Source organism: Actinomadura rayongensis, from assembly GCF_009831215.1.
Lineage (GTDB): Bacteria > Actinomycetota > Actinomycetes > Streptosporangiales > Streptosporangiaceae > Spirillospora > Spirillospora rayongensis.
On the sequence record NZ_WUTW01000001.1, the window covers coordinates 1,658,476 to 1,677,931 of the forward strand.

Below are 19,456 nucleotides of genomic sequence, written 5' to 3' on the forward strand. Positions count from 1 at the left end.
TGTGCCAATCAGGCGCTGCGGGCGATGGCCGCGACCGCCAGCTCCGACAGCGCCGCCTGCGCGTCCGCCGCGATCGGCGCGTCCGCCAGCACCGCCGCCGCCTCGCCCGCGTACCGGTCGATCAGCGCCTCGCAGGCCGCCAGCCCGCCGGTCTCGGCGATGATCGTGCGCAGCGCGTCCACCCCGGCGGCGTCCAGCCCCGGATCGCCGAGCAGCCGCCCGACCGTCGCGGCCTGCGCCGGGGTCGCGCGCTCCAGCGTGAGCGCGACCAGGACCGTCCGCTTGCCCTCGCGCAGGTCGTCGCCCGCGGGCTTGCCGGTCTCGGCCGGGTCGCCGAACACGCCGAGGACGTCGTCGCGGAGCTGGAACGCGATGCCGACGGGCATCCCGTAGCCGGTGAGCGCGGCGCGGACGTCGTCCTCGCCGCCGGCCAGCGCCGCGCCGAGGTGCAGCGGGCGCTCGATCGTGTACTTGGCGCTCTTGAACTCCACGACCCGCAGCGCCTCGGCGACGGACGCCCGGCCGCGCGCCCCGACCATCAGGTCCAGGTACTGCCCGCACATGACCTCGGTGCGCATGACGTCGTAGACGCGGCGTCCGCGCGCGAGGCGGTCGTCGGCGAGGCCGCTGGTCTCGAACATCTCGCCGGACCACGCCAGGCACAGGTCGCCGAGGACGATCGCCGCGCCCTCCCCGAACGCGGCGGCGCCGGACCAGCCGCCCCGGGCCGCGAGCGCCTCGAACCTGCGGTGCGCGGACGGCTGGCCGCGCCGGGTGTCGCTGGAGTCCATGACGTCGTCGTGGATCAGCGCGCTCGCCTGGAGCAGCTCCAGGGACGCGGCGGCGTCGAGCAGGCCGGGCTGGGCGCCGTCGCCGCCCGCCGCGCGCCAGCCCCAGTAGCAGAACGCGGGGCGCAGCCGCTTGCCGCCCGCGAGCAGGGCGTCCAGGGCGTCCAGGAGGCCGGTGAGCTCCGCGTCCACCGCGAGCAGGCCGGGTCGCTGCCGGTCGACGAAGGCCGCGAGCGCGTCGTCGATCTCCTTGCGGACGCGGCTGAGGGGCATGCCGGGAATCGTATACAGAATGGGCTCTTAGTACATAGAGGGGTAAGTCGTGAGATTAGCGATATTAAGGCTAATGGTGGTTTTGCTGGGACGTGACGCCGCCCCCGGCCCGGCGGACGCTCGCTGTAGTCTGGAGCAATGCCCATCGTGCGCCCCGACCGAGCCCCCACGATCCGCGAACTCCTCGCCGCCGGCGGCCGGACGTTCTCGTTCGAGTTCCTCCCGCCGAAGACCGAGCAGGGCATGCGCAATCTCTGGCGCGCCATCCGCGACCTGGAGCCGCTCGGGCCGTCGTTCGTGTCGGTCACCTACGGCGCGGGCGGCAGCACCCGCGACACCACGGTCGACATCGTGGAGCGCATCGCGACCGAGACGACGCTCACACCGGTCTCGCACTTCACCGCCGTCAACCACACGGTCGCCGAGCTGCGCCACCTCGTCGGACGGTTCGCCGACGCGGGCGTCCGCAACATCCTCGCCCTGCGCGGCGACCCGCCGGGCGACCCGCTCGGCGAGTGGGTCAAGCACCCGCAGGGCCTGGAGTACGCGGCGGAGCTGGTCCGGCTGATCCGCAGCTACGGCGACTTCTGCGTCGGCGTCGCGGCGTTCCCGTACAAGCACCCGCGCTCGCCCGACATCGAGAGCGACACGCGGTACTTCATCCAGAAGTGCCGGGCCGGGGCCGACTACGCCATCACCCAGATGTTCTTCCGCGCCGACGACTACTTCGCGCTGCGCGACCGCGTCGCGGCGGCGGGCGGCGACGTGCCGATCATCCCGTGCGTCATGCCGGTCACGAAGCTCAGCACGATCGAGCGGTCCGAGCAGCTCTCCGGGGCGCCGTTCCCGCCCGAGCTCCGCGCGCGGTTCGAGGCCGTCGCGCACGACCCGGAGTCCGTCCGGCGGCTCGGCGTGGAGCACGCCGCCGAGATGTGCCGGACGCTGCTCGACCAGGGCGCGCCCGGCATCCACTTCGTCACGTTCAACCGCTCGACGGCGACCCGCGAGGTCTACGAGCTGCTGGAGGCCGACCGGTACGCGGCCAGCGGCAGCGCGCCGCCCATCACCGCGTAGGGCGGGCCGCCGCCGGGGAACGCGAACCCGGTCAGCAGATCCGTCAGACCGACGGAACGGTACAAATTACGCGCCGGGGAGTCCGGGTCGAGGTCCAGGGTGGACAGCACCACCGTGGCCTCCTCCCGGCCCTCGCACAGCGTCGTCAGCAGCCTGCGCCCGAGCCCCCTGCCCTGCGCCTCCGGACGGACGTGCAGCTCGGCCACCTCGAACGAGTCCCCCATCCACCGGTCGGCCAGCTCCGGGCCGCCGCGCCGCTCCAGCTCCCGGTACACGACGTCGTGCCACCACTGCCCGCCGCCGCCGTGGAACCCGTAGGTGAACCCGGCGATCCGGCCGCCGAGCACGGGGAACCGCGCCGGGTCCTCCGCGACGAGCGCCCGGAACCGCGGGTACCGCGCGTGCCGCGCCATGATCGTGTTACGGCCGGGAAGCTGGTCGTCGGGCGGGCGCATCGCGGCGGCGTACACCCGCAGGATCGGGTTCAGCCGACGCTGGAACGCCCGCTCGTCCAGCTCGCGGAGCTTCGGGTCCTTCACCCGTCCGAGCCTAGACGGACGGGATGGTCCGCGCGGTCGCTACGAGGCGGTCGTAGACGTCCCAGAGGATGTGGTCGGCGGCGCGGCGCAGGGCGGCCTGCTTCGCCTCCAGCTCGGCGCCCCACGTGCGCGCCTCGGGGCCGAGCCAGGCGTCGGTGCTCCCGAACGTGCGGACGGCAGGGTCCAGGGCCGTCCGGACGCGGTCGACGCTGCCGTAGGCGTCCACGTACGCCTGGTAGAGCGTCCGGTACTCGGGGTTCGGGCGCTGGCCGGGCGGCAGCTCGGCGGCGGCGATCGCGTCCAGCGGCGGCGGCAGGCTGCCGGGCGGCGGCGGGACGCTCATCGCACCGTCCCGGCGGGCGCGCCCAGGTCCAGTTTGGCGAGCGCGGCCTTGGACTTCGCGCTCAGCGGCGCGCCGGTCAGCACGGCGACGGCGGCTGATCCGGCGCCGTCGCGGCGGGCGTCGGCGAGGAACGTCCGCATCCAGGCGGCGTCGATCGTCGTGTGGTGGCTCGCGACGCCCAGCGACTCCCGGATCGCCGCCAGCCTCCCCTGGTCGCCGCCCGCGCCCGCGACGAGCGCCGCGACGCCGGACGGCCCCAGCTGCTCGTACAGCGCCTCGGCGTAGTCGGGGTCGCCCGCGTCGGCCTTCAGGTGCGCCCAGACGTCGGCCGGGACGCCCTCGCCCTTCTCCAGCGCCGTGAGCAGCGCCCCGGCGTCGCCGCGGGCCGCTTTCAGGGCGTCCTCGCGTGTCGGGAAGTTGCCGAGGTCGCCCGCGCCGTGCGGCGTGACGGCGTGGACGGGGGACAGGCGCGGAACGTGCGGGGCCGGGGCGTGGCCGCCGCCGCCCGTTCCGCCGCTGCCGCCGCCGGACCTCGGCGCGGGCGCGGCGGGCGGCGTCCCCACCCCGCCGGCCGGGTCCGGATGGGTGATCGCGAAGCTGTAGCGGCGCGACAGCATGCCGAACTGGGTCGTCAGCCAGACCGCGACCTCCTCGGCCTCCCGGTAGCCCGTCGCCGCGACGCCCGGCGGCGGCCGGTGCCCCGCGAGCCACCCGGCGATCGCGGACCGCGCGTCCTGCACCTGCCGGACGAGATGGTCCAGCGCGGGCGGGTCGATGGCCCGGAAGTCCGGATCGCGCCGGGCCGCGGCCCGCATGTCCGTCATCGCGCCTCCCTGCAGCCCCGGTCAACTCCCCAGAATCACACGCGTGTCACGCACTGTCGAGGGCCTTGCGGACCGATTCGGGGTCCCGCGCGACCACGGCGGCCACGTCCGTCACGATGATCGGCCGCTGGATCAGGACGGGGTGCTCCACGAGCACCGCGATCCACTTCGCGCGGTCGTGTTCGAGGTCCTTCAGGCCCAGCTCCTTGGCGACGGGCTCGGCCAGGCGGGCGGCGTCCCACGGCTCCAGCCCGGCGGCCGTCAGGACCCGGTCCAGCTCCTCGGCCGTCGGCGGCGCGTCCAGGTAGCGGCGCTCGGTGTAGGCGACGCCCGCCTCGTCCAGCGCGGCCTTGGCGGCGCGGCTCTTGGAGCAGCGCGGGTTGTGCCAGATCTCGGTGCTCATGTCACTCCACCTCCACGGGGTCGCCGCCGGTGACGCGCACCAGCTCGGCGAAGGTCGTCGGGAACACGGTGTGCGGGATGCCGCCCGCGGCCCACACCTGCTCGTACCGCTCCAGCCAGACGTCCACGAGCGTGCGGACCGGCGCCGGATGCCCGAGCGGCGCGACGCCGCCGATCGGCTGGCCGGTCGCCGCCCGCACGAACTCCGGCGTCGCGCGGCGCACCTTCGCCGCCCCGACGAACGCCGCCACCTTCTTCGTGTCGACGCGGTGCGCCCCGCTCGTCAGGACGAGCAGCGGCTCCCCGTCGGCGTCGAACACGAGGCTGTTGGCGATGGCGCCCACCGCGCAGCCGAGCTTGTCCGCCGCCGCCTGCGCGGTCGGCACCGCCTCGCCCAGATCGACGATCTCCCCGGCCGCGCCCCGCTCCCGCAGCGCCGCGGCCACCCGCTCCACATTCGCATGCACCCCAGCACTGTAGAGCCGCGCGGCACCGTCCGGCGCACCGGTCAATTGAGCGCGGACCGTCCGGGCGGCACGCTGGGCGGCGACGGTGGACCTCTTATTGAAGCGGCCCGCCGCCGATTCCGGGTGACGGAAAGGCGTTGTGCCAGTCAATTGCCCGGGGTGCGGGATCCTGTCACGCTTGACTCCGATGGTGGCGCTCTGTCGTCCGCCGCCGTCGACGACCGAAAGGCCCCCGCCGGGATACGGCGGGGGCCTTCTCTTTCACTGGGAAAGGAGGTGCGGTGACGGAATCGACGGAGGTCCCCGCGGCGGCGGTCTTCCCCGACATCGAGGCGGCCGTCGGCGGATATCTGGCCGCGCGGCCCGAGCTGGCCGGCGTCCCGGTCGGGCCGGCGCGCCCGGCCGCGTTCGACGGGACGACCCCGCTCGTCGTCCTGATCAGGGACGGCGGGGGATACCGGGAGGACGAGATCCTCGACGAGGGCTGGCTGCGGATCGAGACCTACGGGCCGTCGGTCACGGCCGCGCACACGCTGCTGCGGACCGTGCGCGCCCTGCTTCCGGGACTGACCCGAACGCAATTCTCCGGATTCACCGTGGCCGATGTGACGGAGGACGAAGGGCTGCGCGGCCTGCGTCGCCTGACCGACCGTAATCACCCGGAGTTCACCCGCTACTGCCTGAACGTCCGCCTGCTCATTCATTTGCAGTAATCAGAGGAGTAAACATGTCTGGATGGAACGCGACCGAGATCCGCGTGGCCGGGACCGGCCATGTCTTCATCGCGCCGAAGAACACCGACCTCGCCGTTCCGGACGCCCCTCTCGCGGCGGACTGGAAGAACCTCGGCTACACCACCAACGACGGCATCAAGTTCACGAAGAAGGACAAGCTCGACCCCGTCGACGTGTGGCAGTCCTCGGCGGCGGTGCGGTTCCTGCAGAGCGACCGCGACCTGACCGTCAAGTTCCAGCTCATGCAGATCAACGCCGACACCCTCCCGTTCTTCATGGGCGAGGGCCAGCACCCGCTGACCCCGACGGACGGCGTCCTGCGCTACGACATCTCCGCGAGCCCGCAGCCGGTCGAGTTCGCGCTCGCGGTGCAGTTCACCGACGGCGGGAGCATGAACCGCTTCTACATCCCGCGCGCGGTCGTCACCGAGACCGACGAGGTGCAGTTCGCCAAGACGGCGCCGGTGAAGCTCGGCGTCACGGTCAACGCCATCGCGTCCGACGCCGTCCCGTCGCTGCCGCTCGCGAGCTGGATGGCCAAGTGAGCGGCCGGTACAGCGTCAACGCGGCCCGCGCGCAGCGGCTGGAGGCGCTCGGCCGCGAATGGGAGTTCGAGATCGACGGCGAGGCGTACGCGCTGCCGATCGAGCTGCCGCACGAGGTCGTGCGCGAGCTGGGCGACCTGGACGCGTCCGACGTCGCGGGCATGCTGCGCCTGCTGCTCGGTCCCGAGCAGTACGAGCGGTTCCGGCGACACCGGGTCAGCGTCCAGGACGTCCAGGCGCTGGTCGAGGCGTACGGCCAGGAGTCGGGCATGTTCCCGGGGGAAGACTCGGCCTCGACGAGCTCCTGACCGAGCACGCCGAGGCGATCGAGGCCGATCTGCTCCGTTACTACGGGGTCGACCTGCTCGATCACCATCGCGGGACGCTGTCGGCGCGGCGGGTGTGGGTGCTGCTCAAGCACCTGCCGCGCGACAGCGCCTTCGCGCGGGAGCTCCACGGCGAGGAGTCGGCGTGGGGCCTCGGCGAGCACCTGCTCGCGTCGGTGATCGACCACCTGGCGATCGGCAACTGGCTGTTCACGTCCGCGCACACGGCCGAGGGGGAGAGCCCGCCGGATCCGCCCGTCCCGGTGCCCCGGCCCGGCGTGGCGGACGAGGAGGACGAGACGCCCGCGGCGTCGGCCGGAGAGCAGGATCTCGCCTGGTTCTTCGCCGACCTTTAGGGGGTCGCGCCTGGTCAGGGCGGTTCAGTCACGTGACACGGACCTCGCGCCGGGACTAGCCTCGAACGTATGTTCTATTGCGTGAGGTTCTCCTCCTCCGCCGCGGCGGCGCGCAGCCGGTGCCGGACGCCCTCCCAGCGCACGGCCCGGCGGCGCCGCCCGGTGCCGTCGGCGGCGGGCGGCGCGGTCTCCAACGCGAGCACGACCACGCGCAGCCCCTCGCCGAGCTCCACCACGTCGGAGTCGAAGAGGTCGTGCTCGGCCAGTTCGTCGCGGATCCGGCGGGGGAGCCGGTCTGGCCAGTCGTCGCAGGGCGCGCCGCGGGACCCGGGCGGCAGGCTCTCGGGCGGCTGGCCGCCCGCGCTCAGCGTCTCGAACGAGCCGGGCGGCCAGCCGAGCGCGCGTTCGACCAGAGGCCACTTGGTCGGCCGGCCGCCGATGCGGCCGGCCTCGATGTTGCGGATCGTGGTCTCGGACACGCCGGCTTCGCGTGCCAGATCGCTCTGACGCAGACCGAGGCGAACGCGGCGGGTCGCCACCGCGTTTCCGATGGCCGCGTGTCTCTGCAGGGGCATCGCGTCATTCTGTCGCAGGAGGGTGACGCATCGGTGCCGGTTCGCCGTCAAAGGTGATGTCCGTCTCGTCCCAACATCACCGCATGTGAACGGGGGTGGGCGGTTTAGGTTTACCCGGTTTGTCGGATTGACATGTGATGACTATCACAGTGGAGCGTCAGAAACCTACCGGTATTTGACGCGGAAAGTTGCCTATATTTGCCGCCATGAAACGTCATGATCTTGTCTGGGTGAACGGGGCGGAGCTGCGCGCGCTCCGGCTCGGGATGGGGCTGCGCCAGGCCGATCTCGCAGTCCTCGCCGGGATCGACACGTCGTACCTGTCGATGCTGGAGACGGGCCGGCGGCCCCGCGCCTCCGTCGGGGTGGCCACCGGCCTGGCCCGCGCGCTGGCGGTTGACCCGACGTCAATAATCGTCAGTTAGCAGTAGTTCTCCGTACCCGAACCGTCCTGGGGGAGTGATCGCCATGCCTCTTGCAGGGAGACCGGTGATGTTCGAGACCGCCGCGCCCTGGCACGAACGCGCCCGGTGCCGCGACGCCGATCCCGACCTGTTCTTCGCCCTGGCGGGCCAGCGCGCCGCCATCGCCGCGGCGAAGCAGATCTGCGCCGCGTGCCCGGTGCGCGCGGCCTGCCTCGACCAGGCCCTCGCCGACGAGTCCCTCGAAGGCGTCTGGGGCGGGACGACCGAGCGGGAGCGGATGGCCGTCCGCGTCCGCGCGCGGATCGCCGCCCGCCGCTACGACGTCCCCGCCTGACCCGCCGCACGTCCCCGCCGTGCGGACCCGCACCGCACACATCCTCATTCCACCGTCCTCTGAGGAGTCTCATGTCCGCCTGCCCGGGTCCGTGCAACGCTCCACACCGAGGTCCGCGCCGCCGCCCCGCTCCCGCCCCGACCGCCGGCGCCTCGATCTGGTGCGCGCCGTGCAGCTCCCTGCTCCGCGCACGCCTGGCGGAGCTGACCGACCTGGCGGCCCGCGTGGGAACGTCCCTCGACCGCCGCGCGACCGGCCTCTCCGAACGCGTCTCCGGCACCCCCGGCCGTCCGTCCCCGTCCCCCGCGGTAGACGACCTGGACGAACTCCTCCAGACCCTCCTGACCTGGGAAGACGCCTACCGCGAACTCCGTAACTTCGCCCCCCGCCCCCGCCGAGGCCGCTACACCCCGACTCTCTCCGCCTGCATAACCTGGCTGACCACCCACCTGGACGGCCTCCTGACCTTCGACGGCGCACAGGACTTCGGCCAAGAAGTCCTCTCCCTGCACCGCCGCCTAAGAGCAAGAGCCTCCCTCGACGGCCCCCCGCGCGAACTCACCAACCCGTGCCCGTCCTGCGACCTGCTCACCCTGAAGCACGACCCGACGGCCGACGAGATCCACTGCCAAGCCTGCGGCTGGACAACCCCCGCACAACAACGCCACCCCCTCAGGAGCGCGTCATGACAGACCTGGCACGCACCTACCTGACGGTGCCCCAAGCAGCAACCCGAGTAGGCGTGGCCCCCGCAACAATCCGCCAGTGGATCCACCGAGGCCACCTCCCCGCCCTCCGCATCAACCGCCGAGTCTTCGTAACCGAACTGGCCCTCCTCAAAGCCGAACGAGCCACCCGCCAAAGAGGCGCCACCCGCTCCCACTGACCGCCCCGGCGCGGGTCCCTGACCCGGACCCGCGCCATGCCGGATCGTGTGACGTCACATATTTGCCGCCATCAATGCCACGTGTGTCCATACCCCGGCACAGATTCCGCCGATCGCAAATATCACGTTCAAGGCGGTGATCAGCAGGTCGGAACGGCCCGGATGCCACTTGTTGTCGGCTCGGTCGAACTCATGGCGTTCGGGTGGCAGTGCAGCCGAGTTCGATTGGACTATTGACGCGCGCCGGGAATGGTGGTCGTTCCAGAGCAGGTGGTGCGCGGACGAGATTCTGAGCCACCATGCGAGATCCAGAAGCAAGGCCACGAGGGCGATCGGCGGAATTATGCCGATGAAAAAGCTGAACTCTCCGGCACCGAGCATGGATCGGTGATCTGCGTACGAGGTGGCGAACACGGTCGCGTAGGCCACCAGTGGCACCACTCGATCAATTTCGCTTCTGGTTTTCGGCCGCACGTCGGCATGCCTGAATGCGAAGGCGAGAGCGACCGCCGCCGCCAGGACGTACACGCCCGCGATCGGGTAGAAGCCGTCCATCGAGCAAGATCTGTGCCCGGCGCCGTTTTGGCAAGAGGCGCCGGACGTCGTGGCGGCGAGCCCGGCGAGGCCGACCGTCGTGCCGTAGGCGAATATTGCAATCACTAGAAGGTGGGCGCCGATAATCGCCACCGTCGATGGCGGATTCTTGTGTTCGGGAACGTTCACGTGGATCTCGCTCCATCGATTTCTGTCGCCGACATCGCCATTTGATGGTGATCCTAGAAAGGTTGATAGGTCGATGACTCGTTCGATCCAGCAGATCGATAGCGCAGTCGCCGAACTGGAGAAGGGTGCCAAGGACTATCAGGATTGGCGCAAAGAGGCGTCGTCGCTCAAGACCGAGTTCACCGCTTTCGCGATCGCCGCAGGGGTCGCCAGTGCCGATATCAAGCTCTTCAAGGCGGATTGGGCGTTGTTCGATTTCACGGACAAGCTCAAGCGGTTCACGTTGAACGCTCGCGGCGATATCGACCTCCAGCGCGAGGCGGCGAAGCGGAGGCTCGAAGCCGCGACGAACAGTCGGAATCAAATTAACACGATCCGGCAGGACGCGCAGCGGCACAACATCGATGTCAACGACCGATCTAGACTGCAGGACGAGTTGCGAAAACTCGAGCAGCAGGCCGTAAAGGCCGAGGCCGCGGCAGAAAAGCATATGGCGAGAGTGGTGAAGCTTCGCATGGAGGCAGAACGGACGACCAATGCGGTCAGCACCCTGGAAGAAAGAATGATGCGGGCGGCGGGTGGCATGGGATCGCTCGCTTAGTCGCACTACGGGTAAGGAATTCTCATGTCAGGATCTTTGTCTCGCGTCGCGCAGGGCCTTGCAAAGGTACGCGGTTCTGCGCTGCGCGCGTCAACTGCTTTCGAGCGGCTTAATCAGTCTGCTCGGCATGTCGGTTCCGGCCTGTCCAGCGTTCAGGGAGGTGCGAGGCGAGCGGCGGCCGGGGCGACCGCGATCAAAGGGCAGGTCTCTGCTGCCGGGACTGAACTGGGCAATCTTGAGAGGAAATCGAAAGGGGCCGGATCCGGTGTCGCTTCGATGCAGAAGCAATTCGGCACAAGCGGCAGGTTCATGTCCCTGTTCAAGAAGAACCTTTCTGACACGGGGATGGAGGCCACCAAGAGCGGGAAACAGCTCGGGAACGCCGGCAAGGGGATGAAGGCGATGGGGCCGGCCGGGAAGATCGCCGGTACGGGGCTCAAAGGCCTCGGGGCCGGGTTCAAGGCTGCGCTCGGGCCGGCGGGGCTCATCTTGATGCTGCTGCAGCCGTTCCTGGAGAAGCTGGTCGAGAGCGTCATGAAGTCCAAGACGTTTCAGAAGATCGTGTCGCAGGCCATGAAGATCGTGTCGAACTCGATCAAGTGGGTGAAGGACGCGGCCAAGGTCGTCTGGGACTGGATCAAGCAGAACTGGCCGCTGCTGCTCGCCATCATCACGGGGCCGTTCGGCATCGCCGTCTATGTGATCAAGAAGTACTGGAGCAACATCAAGGCCGGGGCGATCGCCGCCAAGGACTATGTCGTTGAAAAGTTCCAGGCGCTTGTCGGGTTCTTTCGCGCGCTGCCCGGCAAGATCCTCAGCGGGATCGGGAACGTCGGCAGGACGCTCTACAACAAGGGCAAGGACCTGATCATGGGGTTCGTCAACGGCATCAAGTCGATGGCGGGCCACATCGTGGACGTCATCAAGAACACCGTCACCGACAAGATTCCCGGATTCGTCAAGAAGGCGCTCGGGATCAACTCGCCTTCGCTGGTCATGATGGCGCTGGGTGAGGGCGTCGGTGAGGGCATGGCGCTCGGGATCGACGGTAGCAAGAAGCACGTCGACAAGTCGCTCGGCAAGCTCGTCGACGTCCCGAAGACGCAGGCCGTGCGTGCTCAGGGGTCCGTGCTCGGGAAGGCCGTCGCCGGGTCGGTGGCGTCCGCCGGGCGGGGGAAAAGCGCCGGGGCTTACGAGTTCCACTTCCACGGGGCCGTCAAGGATCCCAAGGAGACCAGCCGACAGTTCGCGTCCCGGCTGCGGAGCTGGGAAATCCTCAACTCTGTGAGGTAGATCGTGCCGATTCTGTACACGGAGCCGCATGCTCCCACCGGCCCCCCGGTCTCGGCGGAACGCGAGGTCGCGACCGTCACCTGGACGTCCAGTTCGGGTGTCGAGACCATTCTGTCGAACTGGCGGAGCGGGTTTCTGCTGACCGCCGGGTCCAAGGGTCTCGGTATGCCGCAGTACCAGCTCTACCTGCGCGAATCGGGGGCGGTGGACGGTGATGTCGTCACCGGCGTCCGCGCCAAGCCGCGCGAGATCTTCCTGCCCATCGCCGTCTACGGGAACGACCGGGCGGACGCGCTCGCCAAGCGGGCGATGCTCGCGTCCGTCTTCGACCCGCTGACGGTGAACGGCGGCGGGGAGGGCGTGCTGACGGTCGCCGAGCCCGGCGCCGAGCCGCGGTCCATTCGCGCCTACTACACCGAGGGCATGGAAGGCGCCGAAGGAAAGGAGGAGGCGGGCCTCAACTGGGCGAAGTTCGGCATCACGCTCCACGCCTCCGAACCTTACTGGCAGGGCGTCGAGACGTCCCGGCTGTGGAGTATCGGGCAGACCTCGGAGACGTTTCTGCCGATCGGCCCGCCGAAGTACCTGAAAGTTCGGACGGCGCAGGTCATCGGGACGGCCATGACCGTCGACTGCCCCGGCGACACCCGGTCGTATCCGCGCTGGACGATCCACGGCCCCGTCGCGGCGGGCGCGAGTTTCGTCAACCGCACGCTCGGGCTGACGTGGAAGCTCAACCGCGCGCTTTCCGCCACCGACGTCGTCGTGGTGGACACGCGTCCGCGCCGTCGGACGATCGTCCTGAACGGCACGGACAATCTGTGGCCGTCGCTGGAGCCCGCGTCCGACCTGTGGCCGCTCGCGCCCGGCGCCAATGTCGTGGACATGAACCTCGGGGGCGCGGGCGACGCGACGAGCGTCCAGCTGACGTTCGTTCCGCTCTACAAGACGGCGTACCCGACCGCCGCCCCGCAGACGCTCGCGGCGAGGACGGCGTGAGCGGCTGGCAGATCCTCGTCCGCGACGCGCAGCGCAGGATCGTCGGCGAGGTCGCGGGCGAGGCCACGATGGAGATCATCGACCGGCACCTCGCGCTCGGCTCGTGGACGATCACCGTGGACGCCGCGTCCCACGACGCCGCGCTGCTGCGCGACAACGCCGGGATCGTGTTCGTCCGGGACGGCCAGATCGCGTTCTCCGGGCCGACCCGCCTGGTCGAGCGCGAGCACAACGTGGACGACGGCGGCCATGGCACGCTCACCGTGTCCGGCCCCTGCGACAAGGGCTGGCTGACCCGGCTGGTGTACCCCAATCCGGCGGTGGACTGCGTCGCGTCCGGCACGCTCTACAGCACGGCGAACTACGTCGTCGCGCAGCCCGCCAAGGCCGAGACCGTCCTGCACCGGCTCGTGAACGACCACGCCGGCCCGAACGCCCTGGCGTCGCGCCGGGTCCCCGGGCTGCGGCTCGGGACGGACGGCGGACGCGGCGCCAACACCGGCGTCAAGTCCCGGTTCGGGGTCCTCTGGGACGAGATGGTCGACGTCGCCACGCGCGGCGGAGTCGGCTTCGACGTCGTCCAGACCTGGGACGGCGCCCTGGAGTTCGGCGTCTACCAGCCCCGCGACCAGTCCGCTGCGGCGCGGTTCTCCATCGAACTCGGGAACCTGCGCTCCTACCAGTACACGCTGAACCCGCCCGAGGCCACCTTCCTCGTCATCGGCGACAAGGAGGGCGACACCCAGCGCAAGTTCTACGGCGTCGAGGAGAGCGACCCGGCCTGGTCCGGCCTGCGGATCGAGGAGTTCCTGGACGGCACCGACTCCGGCGACGGCCAGGACTCGCTGACCCCCGCGCAGATGGCCGCCGGACGGTTCGAGGAAGCGCGCGGCAAGGCCAGCATCACGTTCGAACCGATCGACACCGACGCCGTCGTCCTCGGTCGTGACTACCGCAAGGGCGACACGGTCACGGTCGAGATCGACGGGATCCCGTGGAGCGACGTCGTCCGCGAGGTCCGCTACACGCGCAACGCCGACGACGGCGAGGTCGTCACGCCCGTGATCGGCGACGACGAGGAGTCGCCGCGCATCTACCGGCGGTTCGCCGAGCTGCGCCGCAAGGTCCACACCCTGCAGACGAGGAGATGAGATGACCGAGAAGTCCGGAGTGTTCGAGACCAGGCCGATCGCGACGGAGATCGAGCTGGCCCGCCTGTTCCAGGGGTTCCAGCTCGACGGCGTGCGCGGCAACCCGTCCGGCGCGGACTGCAAGGTCGCGCCGTCCGGCGGCATGGCGGTGAAGATGTCGCCCGGGTTCGCCCACGTCGGCGGCTACTGGTACGAGTCGACGGGGGCGGGGGAGACCGTCACGGTCGCCACCGCGTCCGCCCAGGCGCGCACGGACCTGGCCGTGCTGCGCGCCGACCCCGCGGCCGACGCGGTGACCTTCGCGGTGCGGAAGGGCACGGCCGGCACGCTCACGGCGCCCGAGCCCGTCCGGACGCCCGGCGGGGTCTGGGAACTGCCGCTCGCCACGATCCGCGTCGGCGCGAACGCCACCACGCTCGGCGTCGACGACGTGAAGGACGCCCGCGAGTTCGCCGGCGTCGGCGTGGCCCCCAGCTTCTCCGGCAACCGTCCCGACAAGCCCGCGATGGGCCAGCTCGTCTACGAGAGCGACACCGCGCGGTGGGTCGGCAACACCGGCGGGACGAACTGGCGCGTCGTCGCCGAGGACACCGGCTGGGTCGACCTGCAGCCCGCGTGGCCGTCGGTCTGGGAGACGAGCTGGCAGGTCAAGGTCCGCCGGGTCAACGGCGTCGTCCATCTGGCGGGCGCGCTGCGGCGCATCAACAGCGTCTACGGCAAGGCGGACGCGGACGGCACGCTGCTCGCCGTGCTCACCCGGCGGGAGTTCCTGCCCGCGTTCCGGCACTCGCCCGCGGTGGTCTGCGACAACGGCACCAAGGGCGGCTATGTGGTGCCAGGACGCCTTTACGTGGACCCGAGCACGGGCGAGGTCCGGCTCCAGCACGTCGCCGCCGACATTCCGATCGGCCACCACGTCTACCTGTCGAACACCTGGCTCGGCGCCTGACCGAACCCTTCTCCAAGCCCCGCGTCGCCGGGGCTTTTTGCATGTCCGGGAGACATCGAATGAACAACCAGTTGCGCAAGGCAGGGGTGGTCTGAATGGCGAGGCATTCGTTCGGCGGAGGCATCGCCGACTATGTGGTGACGCAGGGCGAGTCGGGCGAGCTGAAGCTCGCGCCGAACGTCGCGGTGACGTTCTGGTCGGCGGCGACCGGCGGCGCGCAGATCACCGGGCTGCTCGACACGACGGGCACGGCGATCCCGAACGACGCGGTCCTCTCGGACGCGTCCGGCGCGATCCCCGCGTTCGGCACCGCGCCCGACGGCATCCGCGCGATGTGGGCGTCGGCGTCGCTGGACGGCTCGGGCGCGCGGCGGCTCATCACCGCGACCGACCTCGGCGCCGAGGTGGGCGACGTCGCGACGCGGCTGGCCGCGCTGGAGGCCCGCCTGTCGGGCGTCGGACGGCTCACGGCGTCCCCGACGGCCCCCGCGAACCCCGGCACGGGCGACGTCTGGTTCGACACGTCCGCGCCGACGGGCGGGAACCCGATCGCGTTCCGCGCGGCCAACGGCGTGTTCACCGCGGCGTCCACGGTGACCTGCGCGCTGCCCGCCGGCCTGGTGCCGGGGGACTACCTCGTGGCCGTCGTCGTGTTCGCCTCCGGCGCCGGTGAGCTGCTGTCCGCGCAACCGGACGGCTGGACGATCCTCCAGGCGTCCCAGCAGTTCGGCGGGGACACCCGCATCGCGATCTACGGGAGGGTCTACGCGGCGGGCGACACGGCGCCGTCCTGGAGCTTCGCGACGGCGACCCAGACGTCCGTCACGGCCCGCGTGTCGGCCGGCATCGTCGCGTACGCGAACGCGGCGAGCACCCCGCAGGTGGGCACCTACGCGATCCGCTCGGGCACGGGCAACAACAGCGACGCGCCGTCGATCACCACGGCGGTCCCCGACGCGCTCGTCCTGTCGATCTTCGGGGAGAAGTCGCCCGGCGTCCCGACGTCCGTGACGGACCCGGCGGGCACGACGCGGCGGCTCTACCAGACGGGGACGGGCACCAGCCTGGTCCCGTCGGTGCTGGTCTGCGACTTCGCGCAGCCGGTCGCGGGGCCGTCCGGGGTCAGGACGGCCTCGTTCCAGCCCGCTTCGGACAACGGCTTCGGCGTGCAGATCGGCCTGACGCGGAGGCAGAACTAGATGGCCGGGCTCTCCTACGGCTGGGTCGGGGCGACGACCGAGTCCGCGGCCCGCTTCACCGTCCGGACGTCCGGCGCGGCGAGCGTCCGCGTGCTCGTCTCGGCGAGCGCGGACCTCGCGAACCCGGTGGCGTCGTCCGCGCAGGCTCCCGACGGGCGCGGGCTCACCAAACACGAGATCTCCGGCCTCGCCGTCGCGACCGCGTACTTCTGGGCCGTCGAGGCGGACGGCGTCGTGCTCGCCGACCAGGGCCGGTTCCGGACGCTGCCCGCCCCCGGCGCGCAGGCGAACTTCGGGTTCTGCTTCGCCGGGGACCGCATCAGGTCGTCCAACCACGTCGTCTACGACCAGATCCGCTCCATGAATCCGCTGCAGTTCCTGTTCATGGGCGACATCCACTACTCGGACATCGACTCCGCGGACCGGACGCAGTACGACTCGGCGTTCGAGGACGCTTACTCGACCGCTCGGTACAGTCGGCTCCTCCGCGAGGTGCCGACGGTCGCCACCTGGGACAACCACGACTTCACCGGACGTTTCGGCTGGTCGGGATCGGTCGGCGCGGCGCCCGCGCAGGAGTCGATGCGGGCGCACGGGACGTTCTACCCGCTGCCCGAATCGGGTCTGTACTGCACGTGGGTGGTCGGACGGTGCCGCTTCATCCTGCTCGACACCCGGACGTTCCGTTCCAACACGACGGACCCGGAGGGCGCGAGCAAGACCATGCTCGGCGCCGAGCAGAAGCGGTGGTTCCTGGACCTGCTGCAGACGTGCGCCGAGCCCGTCGTCTTCCTCTGCGAGTCCATCCCGCACCGGATGACGGCCGTCGGCGGCGACCGGTGGGGCGACTACCAGACCGAGTTCGCCGAGATCAACGCGTTCGTCAACGCCTACGGGCTGGGCGCGAAGACCGTCGTGCTCAGCGCGGACATGCACGCCATCGCCGCCGACGACGGCCGCAACTCGCGGATCGGCGCGATGGAGCTGGTCGCCGCGCCGCTCGACCAGACGTCCAGCGGGTCGGGGACGTGGCAGATCGGGCCGATCGTCGCGCCCGCCGGGACGGGCCAGTTCGGGCACGTCCAGGTCACGGACGCCGGCAACACGATCACGGTCGCGTTCACCGGGCGCGACCACACCGGCCAGGTCCTCGCGCAACTGTCGAAGACGTTCGACGCGTCCGGCTACCGGCCGGAGCCCGACACCACGACCGAGGTGTGGACGGACGACGGCGTGTGGGCGCGTCCGACCGTGCGGGTCGGGGCGTCCGCGCAGGCCGACGCCCGGGTCTGGCAGGGCGACACGTGGACCTGATCAGCGGAGAGGAGGAAACGTCGTGCCACTGGTGATCATGAGGACGGCCGAGCCGGACGTCCCGGAGACGGACGCCGATGACTGAGCCGATGACCCCGCCGCCCGGCGTGATCATCACGGCCCGGGACATCTACGACAAGCTCGTCGCCCTGGGCGGCAAGGTGGACGGGATGCTCACCACGTTCGAGCAGATCCGCGCCCAGCTCGCCGACCACGAGCAGCGGCTGCGCGCGAGCGAGCGGTGGCGGTACGCGCTGCCGCTGTCGGTCGTGCTCGGGCTGCTGTCGGCGGTGGCGTCCATCGTCGCGGGTCTCGCCGGGTCCTGACCCCGGCCGCCGCCGCGCCTCGCCAGGGGCGCGGCGGCGGCCTTTTCGGAGGTTCTGGTCGCGGGGCGTGTGCTGCTCGGTGCGGGTGTGGTGCGGCGGGTGCCGCGTTACGGGTGATGTTCGTTCGAACGGGTGTCGTGCCTGGTCAGATGGGGTTTTCGGGGGAGGTGGTGACGGTGGGGAGCGGTGTCCGTTCGAACACATTGACGAATCGTCGCGGGGGCGGTTAACTGGTGTGGCATCGAACTTTTGTTCGATGTGGTGCGGTACTCGCGGACCGCACCAGGGCCATCGGGTCCGCCGCCGTATGCGCGACGGCGGCGGACCCGGCCGGCCGGGCGGGGAGAGGGGAAGCTCCGCGCCCGGCCGGGCGCCCGCGCCCGGAAGGAGGCACCATGTCCGGAACGACACACGACACGACCGTGACGCGCGGCGCCCACGCGCCCGCGCGGCCCGGACCGGCGCCGACGGCGACGCCGAACCCCGCGCCGAGTCCCGCGCCGAGCCCACGCCCCCGTCCCCTCCCGGCCCCCCGTACGGCGCACACGGCCGTCAGCCAGTTGCACGCCGCGCGGCGGAGCCTCGCCGAGGCCGCCGAGGCGACCTCGCCCGCCCTCCGGTACGTCCACGCCCACATGGCGGCGCTGCGCGCGGCGGCGGCCGTGCTCGCCGCGTCCGAGCCCCTGGAGACCCACCGGCGCGGACGGCCGCGCAGCGTGTGGGTGCTGCTGCCCGAGGCCGACCCGGCGCTGCGCGAGTGGGCCGCGTTCTTCGCGGCGGGCGCCGACAAGCGCGCCGCCGCCGAGGCCGGCCTGCCGCGCGCGGTGACGCCGCGCGAGGCCGACGAACTCGTCCAGGACGCCGACGTGTTCGTCTCCCTGGTCGAGGACACCCTCGGCGTCCCCGGCCAGTCGATGCTGTGAATACCGGTCCCTCCGGCGCGGGAGTTCGCCCCCGCGCCGGAAGGACGCGCGCGCGGCGGCCGAGGTGACCTGGCGGCCGGTTCAACCCCCCCCGGACCGGCCGTCGATCCGGCCGGGGGCGCGGGTTCGCCCCTTGGCCCGCGCCCCCGGTCCCCGGAAAACGCCGGGGGCGGGGACGGATCGGATCCGTCCCCGCCCCCGGCGAACGCGCTAGAAGGACTCGACGGCCCGGCGGGCCTCCGGGTCCAGGACGCCCCAGCCGATCAGCTCCTCGGTCAGCTCCGTCGGGGACTTGTCGTAGATCACGGCGAGGGAGCGCAGGTCCTCCTGCCGGATCGACAGGACCTTCCCGTTGTAGTCGCCCCGCTGGCTCTGGATCGTCTGGGCGTAGCGGGCGAGGGGCCCGGCCTTGTCCTTCGGCAGCTGCTGCAGGCGCTCCAGGTCGATGACGAGCTTGGGCGTCGGCCCGAGCGGACTCGGCGCGGCGCCCCCGGGCAGTAGCTCCGACACCGGCACGCCGTAGAAGTCGGCGAGCTCGGCGAGCTTCTGCACGGTGACGGCTCGGTCGCCCCGCTCGTACGAACCCACGACGACGGCCTTCCAGCGCCCTCGCGACTTCTCCTCCACTCCGTGCAGGGACAGGCCCTGCTGGGTGCGGATGGCGCGCAGGCGCGCACCGAGAGCCTTAGCGTATTCAGACGGCATTTCGCGGCCCCCCAGGCTCACTTTCATCGTCGTTCAACGGCCCCGGGCGAACGCTGCGGATCGTCCCGGGGGGAGACAGGTCAGGGGGCCGGTTCGGGCCTCTAGAGACTGCCTCCAGGGATGGTTACGGACAGTGACGGTAAAACGGGGACGGCCGAAGGTCAAGCCGATTGGAAAAAAGCGGTCTAATCCGCTGCTCTTCCCGGGGTCATGCGGTAGGGCGCCGGGCGCCCGTGCGCACCGTCCCGGCCGCCCGTCCGCACGCCGGCCCGTGTCCGCTCTGTATACCCACGTGTGACGCCTCTCACCAGGCAAGACGGTCGGACGCCGGGTGCGGGGCGGTCGGCGGCCCCTGCTACCGTGAACGGGACAAGGCGTCCTT

27 protein-coding genes are annotated in these 19,456 nt (G+C 71.0%); 18 read left to right on the top strand and 9 right to left on the bottom strand.

Features of this window, described 5'->3' with window-relative positions:
- Positions 1 to 8 precede the first annotated feature (8 nt).
- Positions 9 to 1,061: a polyprenyl synthetase family protein gene (locus GQ466_RS07830; RefSeq protein ID WP_161102028.1), complete on the bottom strand. Its 1,053-nt coding sequence runs from the start codon at positions 1,059 to 1,061 to the stop codon at positions 9 to 11.
- A 138-nt stretch (positions 1,062 to 1,199) separates the two neighbouring features.
- Between GQ466_RS07830 and metF the strand changes: the two genes are divergently transcribed.
- Positions 1,200 to 2,135: a methylenetetrahydrofolate reductase [NAD(P)H] gene (gene metF / locus GQ466_RS07835; protein WP_161102029.1), complete on the top strand. Its 936-nt coding sequence runs from the start codon at positions 1,200 to 1,202 to the stop codon at positions 2,133 to 2,135.
- On the opposite strand, the gene GQ466_RS07840 is transcribed toward metF, so the two are convergent.
- Genes GQ466_RS07840 through GQ466_RS07860 form a run of 5 tightly spaced genes read right to left on the bottom strand, consistent with a single transcriptional unit; the run spans position 2,072 to position 4,710 of the window.
- On the bottom strand, positions 2,072 to 2,674 hold the full coding sequence (locus GQ466_RS07840) for a GNAT family N-acetyltransferase (protein WP_161102030.1): 603 nt from the start codon (positions 2,672 to 2,674) through the stop codon (positions 2,072 to 2,074). The two genes, metF and GQ466_RS07840, sit on opposite strands and share 64 nt — an antisense overlap.
- Before the next feature lie 10 nt (positions 2,675 to 2,684).
- Positions 2,685 to 3,017: a hypothetical protein gene (locus tag GQ466_RS07845; RefSeq protein ID WP_161102031.1), complete on the bottom strand. Its 333-nt coding sequence runs from the start codon at positions 3,015 to 3,017 to the stop codon at positions 2,685 to 2,687.
- Entirely contained in the window at positions 3,014 to 3,841 is an 828-nt protein-coding gene (locus GQ466_RS07850; protein ID WP_161102032.1) for a hypothetical protein, read from the bottom strand. Before GQ466_RS07850 ends, GQ466_RS07845 begins: the two co-directional genes overlap by 4 nt.
- 46 nt (positions 3,842 to 3,887) lie before the next feature.
- Positions 3,888 to 4,244 (bottom strand): arsenate reductase family protein, encoded by a 357-nt coding sequence (locus GQ466_RS07855; protein WP_161102033.1) that lies wholly within the window; start codon positions 4,242 to 4,244, stop codon positions 3,888 to 3,890.
- A gap of 1 nt (position 4,245) precedes the next feature.
- Positions 4,246 to 4,710: a YbaK/EbsC family protein gene (locus tag GQ466_RS07860; protein ID WP_161102034.1), complete on the bottom strand. Its 465-nt coding sequence runs from the start codon at positions 4,708 to 4,710 to the stop codon at positions 4,246 to 4,248.
- 281 nt (positions 4,711 to 4,991) lie between these two features.
- On the opposite strand from GQ466_RS07860, the gene GQ466_RS07865 reads away from it, so the two are divergent.
- From GQ466_RS07865 to GQ466_RS07880, 4 genes are all read left to right on the top strand, one after another.
- Positions 4,992 to 5,423, top strand: a complete 432-nt coding sequence (locus tag GQ466_RS07865; protein ID WP_161102035.1) for a hypothetical protein — start codon at positions 4,992 to 4,994, stop codon at positions 5,421 to 5,423.
- 14 nt (positions 5,424 to 5,437) lie between these two features.
- On the top strand, positions 5,438 to 5,989 hold the full coding sequence (locus GQ466_RS07870; RefSeq protein ID WP_161102036.1) for a phage tail tube protein: 552 nt from the start codon (positions 5,438 to 5,440) through the stop codon (positions 5,987 to 5,989).
- Positions 5,986 to 6,297 (top strand): hypothetical protein, encoded by a 312-nt coding sequence (locus GQ466_RS07875; RefSeq protein WP_161102037.1) that lies wholly within the window; start codon positions 5,986 to 5,988, stop codon positions 6,295 to 6,297. Before GQ466_RS07870 ends, GQ466_RS07875 begins: the two co-directional genes overlap by 4 nt.
- A gap of 98 nt (positions 6,298 to 6,395) precedes the next feature.
- Positions 6,396 to 6,671, top strand: coding sequence for a hypothetical protein (locus GQ466_RS07880; RefSeq protein ID WP_202420005.1), 276 nt, complete (start codon positions 6,396 to 6,398; stop codon positions 6,669 to 6,671).
- 74 nt (positions 6,672 to 6,745) lie between these two features.
- Here the strand turns inward: GQ466_RS07880 and GQ466_RS07885 are convergent, their stop codons facing one another.
- Positions 6,746 to 7,246 (bottom strand): helix-turn-helix transcriptional regulator, encoded by a 501-nt coding sequence (locus GQ466_RS07885; protein WP_161102038.1) that lies wholly within the window; start codon positions 7,244 to 7,246, stop codon positions 6,746 to 6,748.
- Positions 7,247 to 7,452: 206 nt separating this feature from the next.
- On the opposite strand from GQ466_RS07885, the gene GQ466_RS07890 reads away from it, so the two are divergent.
- The 4 genes from GQ466_RS07890 to GQ466_RS33095 all read left to right on the top strand — a co-directional run bounded on the left by GQ466_RS07890 (position 7,453) and on the right by GQ466_RS33095 (position 8,891).
- A complete protein-coding gene (locus GQ466_RS07890) occupies positions 7,453 to 7,671 on the top strand; it encodes a helix-turn-helix domain-containing protein (RefSeq protein ID WP_161102039.1) in 219 nt (72 codons plus the stop codon).
- Between the two features lie 67 nt (positions 7,672 to 7,738).
- Positions 7,739 to 8,005: a WhiB family transcriptional regulator gene (locus GQ466_RS07895; RefSeq protein WP_161102040.1), complete on the top strand. Its 267-nt coding sequence runs from the start codon at positions 7,739 to 7,741 to the stop codon at positions 8,003 to 8,005.
- A gap of 71 nt (positions 8,006 to 8,076) precedes the next feature.
- Entirely contained in the window at positions 8,077 to 8,694 is a 618-nt protein-coding gene (locus tag GQ466_RS07900) for a hypothetical protein (protein ID WP_161102041.1), read from the top strand.
- On the top strand, positions 8,691 to 8,891 hold the full coding sequence (locus GQ466_RS33095; protein ID WP_161102042.1) for a helix-turn-helix domain-containing protein: 201 nt from the start codon (positions 8,691 to 8,693) through the stop codon (positions 8,889 to 8,891). Before GQ466_RS07900 ends, GQ466_RS33095 begins: the two co-directional genes overlap by 4 nt.
- A gap of 54 nt (positions 8,892 to 8,945) precedes the next feature.
- Here GQ466_RS33095 and GQ466_RS07910 read toward each other — a convergent pair whose 3' ends face one another.
- The gene (locus tag GQ466_RS07910; RefSeq protein WP_161102043.1) at positions 8,946 to 9,614 is read right to left on the bottom strand and encodes a hypothetical protein; all 669 of its coding nucleotides are present in this window, start codon (positions 9,612 to 9,614) and stop codon (positions 8,946 to 8,948) included.
- 73 nt (positions 9,615 to 9,687) lie between these two features.
- Between GQ466_RS07910 and GQ466_RS07915 the strand changes: the two genes are divergently transcribed.
- The 9 genes from GQ466_RS07915 (at position 9,688) to GQ466_RS07955 (ending at position 18,369) form a co-directional block, all read left to right on the top strand.
- Positions 9,688 to 10,215, top strand: coding sequence for a hypothetical protein (locus GQ466_RS07915; protein ID WP_161102044.1), 528 nt, complete (start codon positions 9,688 to 9,690; stop codon positions 10,213 to 10,215).
- A 24-nt stretch (positions 10,216 to 10,239) separates the two neighbouring features.
- Positions 10,240 to 11,508: a phage tail protein gene (locus GQ466_RS07920; protein ID WP_161102045.1), complete on the top strand. Its 1,269-nt coding sequence runs from the start codon at positions 10,240 to 10,242 to the stop codon at positions 11,506 to 11,508.
- A gap of 3 nt (positions 11,509 to 11,511) precedes the next feature.
- Entirely contained in the window at positions 11,512 to 12,507 is a 996-nt protein-coding gene (locus tag GQ466_RS07925; RefSeq protein ID WP_161102046.1) for a phage distal tail protein, read from the top strand.
- Positions 12,504 to 13,658, top strand: coding sequence for a Gp37-like protein (locus GQ466_RS07930; protein ID WP_161102047.1), 1,155 nt, complete (start codon positions 12,504 to 12,506; stop codon positions 13,656 to 13,658). Before GQ466_RS07925 ends, GQ466_RS07930 begins: the two co-directional genes overlap by 4 nt.
- A gap of 1 nt (position 13,659) precedes the next feature.
- The gene (locus tag GQ466_RS07935) at positions 13,660 to 14,607 is read left to right on the top strand and encodes a hypothetical protein (protein ID WP_161102048.1); all 948 of its coding nucleotides are present in this window, start codon (positions 13,660 to 13,662) and stop codon (positions 14,605 to 14,607) included.
- Positions 14,608 to 14,702: 95 nt separating this feature from the next.
- Entirely contained in the window at positions 14,703 to 15,806 is a 1,104-nt protein-coding gene (locus GQ466_RS07940) for a hypothetical protein (RefSeq protein ID WP_161102049.1), read from the top strand.
- Complete coding sequence (locus GQ466_RS07945) at positions 15,807 to 17,120, top strand: alkaline phosphatase D family protein (RefSeq protein ID WP_161102050.1); 1,314 nt, start codon at positions 15,807 to 15,809, stop codon at positions 17,118 to 17,120. It begins immediately after the preceding gene.
- 77 nt (positions 17,121 to 17,197) lie between these two features.
- Positions 17,198 to 17,446, top strand: a complete 249-nt coding sequence (locus GQ466_RS07950) for a hypothetical protein (RefSeq protein ID WP_237417618.1) — start codon at positions 17,198 to 17,200, stop codon at positions 17,444 to 17,446.
- Between the two features lie 395 nt (positions 17,447 to 17,841).
- Positions 17,842 to 18,369, top strand: a complete 528-nt coding sequence (locus GQ466_RS07955; RefSeq protein ID WP_161102051.1) for an SAV_6107 family HEPN domain-containing protein — start codon at positions 17,842 to 17,844, stop codon at positions 18,367 to 18,369.
- A gap of 210 nt (positions 18,370 to 18,579) precedes the next feature.
- On the opposite strand, the gene bldD is transcribed toward GQ466_RS07955, so the two are convergent.
- Entirely contained in the window at positions 18,580 to 19,074 is a 495-nt protein-coding gene (gene bldD, locus GQ466_RS07960; protein ID WP_103563243.1) for a transcriptional regulator BldD, read from the bottom strand.
- Between the last annotated feature and the right edge of the window lie 382 nt (positions 19,075 to 19,456).

What these genes read in the sequence shown, in the direction of transcription:
- GQ466_RS07870 (WP_161102036.1), top strand. Translation starts at nt 5,438, where the DNA reads ATGTCTGGATGGAACGCGACCGAGATCCGCGTGGCCGGGACCGGCCAT.
- GQ466_RS07920 (WP_161102045.1), top strand. Translation starts at nt 10,240, where the DNA reads ATGTCAGGATCTTTGTCTCGCGTCGCGCAGGGCCTTGCAAAGGTACGC.
- GQ466_RS33095 (WP_161102042.1), top strand. Translation starts at nt 8,691, where the DNA reads ATGACAGACCTGGCACGCACCTACCTGACGGTGCCCCAAGCAGCAACC.
- GQ466_RS07955 (WP_161102051.1), top strand. Translation starts at nt 17,842, where the DNA reads ATGTCCGGAACGACACACGACACGACCGTGACGCGCGGCGCCCACGCG.
- GQ466_RS07935 (WP_161102048.1), top strand. Translation starts at nt 13,660, where the DNA reads ATGACCGAGAAGTCCGGAGTGTTCGAGACCAGGCCGATCGCGACGGAG.
- GQ466_RS07940 (WP_161102049.1), top strand. Translation starts at nt 14,703, where the DNA reads ATGGCGAGGCATTCGTTCGGCGGAGGCATCGCCGACTATGTGGTGACG.
- GQ466_RS07895 (WP_161102040.1), top strand. Translation starts at nt 7,739, where the DNA reads ATGTTCGAGACCGCCGCGCCCTGGCACGAACGCGCCCGGTGCCGCGAC.
- metF (WP_161102029.1), top strand. Translation starts at nt 1,200, where the DNA reads ATGCCCATCGTGCGCCCCGACCGAGCCCCCACGATCCGCGAACTCCTC.
- GQ466_RS07890 (WP_161102039.1), top strand. Translation starts at nt 7,453, where the DNA reads ATGAAACGTCATGATCTTGTCTGGGTGAACGGGGCGGAGCTGCGCGCG.
- GQ466_RS07915 (WP_161102044.1), top strand. Translation starts at nt 9,688, where the DNA reads ATGACTCGTTCGATCCAGCAGATCGATAGCGCAGTCGCCGAACTGGAG.
- GQ466_RS07885 (WP_161102038.1), bottom strand. Translation starts at nt 7,246, where the DNA reads ATGCCCCTGCAGAGACACGCGGCCATCGGAAACGCGGTGGCGACCCGC.
- GQ466_RS07950 (WP_237417618.1), top strand. Translation starts at nt 17,198, where the DNA reads ATGACTGAGCCGATGACCCCGCCGCCCGGCGTGATCATCACGGCCCGG.
- GQ466_RS07830 (WP_161102028.1), bottom strand. Translation starts at nt 1,061, where the DNA reads ATGCCCCTCAGCCGCGTCCGCAAGGAGATCGACGACGCGCTCGCGGCC.
- bldD (WP_103563243.1), bottom strand. Translation starts at nt 19,074, where the DNA reads ATGCCGTCTGAATACGCTAAGGCTCTCGGTGCGCGCCTGCGCGCCATC.
- GQ466_RS07945 (WP_161102050.1), top strand. Translation starts at nt 15,807, where the DNA reads ATGGCCGGGCTCTCCTACGGCTGGGTCGGGGCGACGACCGAGTCCGCG.
- GQ466_RS07850 (WP_161102032.1), bottom strand. Translation starts at nt 3,841, where the DNA reads ATGACGGACATGCGGGCCGCGGCCCGGCGCGATCCGGACTTCCGGGCC.
- GQ466_RS07855 (WP_161102033.1), bottom strand. Translation starts at nt 4,244, where the DNA reads ATGAGCACCGAGATCTGGCACAACCCGCGCTGCTCCAAGAGCCGCGCC.
- GQ466_RS07900 (WP_161102041.1), top strand. Translation starts at nt 8,077, where the DNA reads ATGTCCGCCTGCCCGGGTCCGTGCAACGCTCCACACCGAGGTCCGCGC.
- GQ466_RS07845 (WP_161102031.1), bottom strand. Translation starts at nt 3,017, where the DNA reads ATGAGCGTCCCGCCGCCGCCCGGCAGCCTGCCGCCGCCGCTGGACGCG.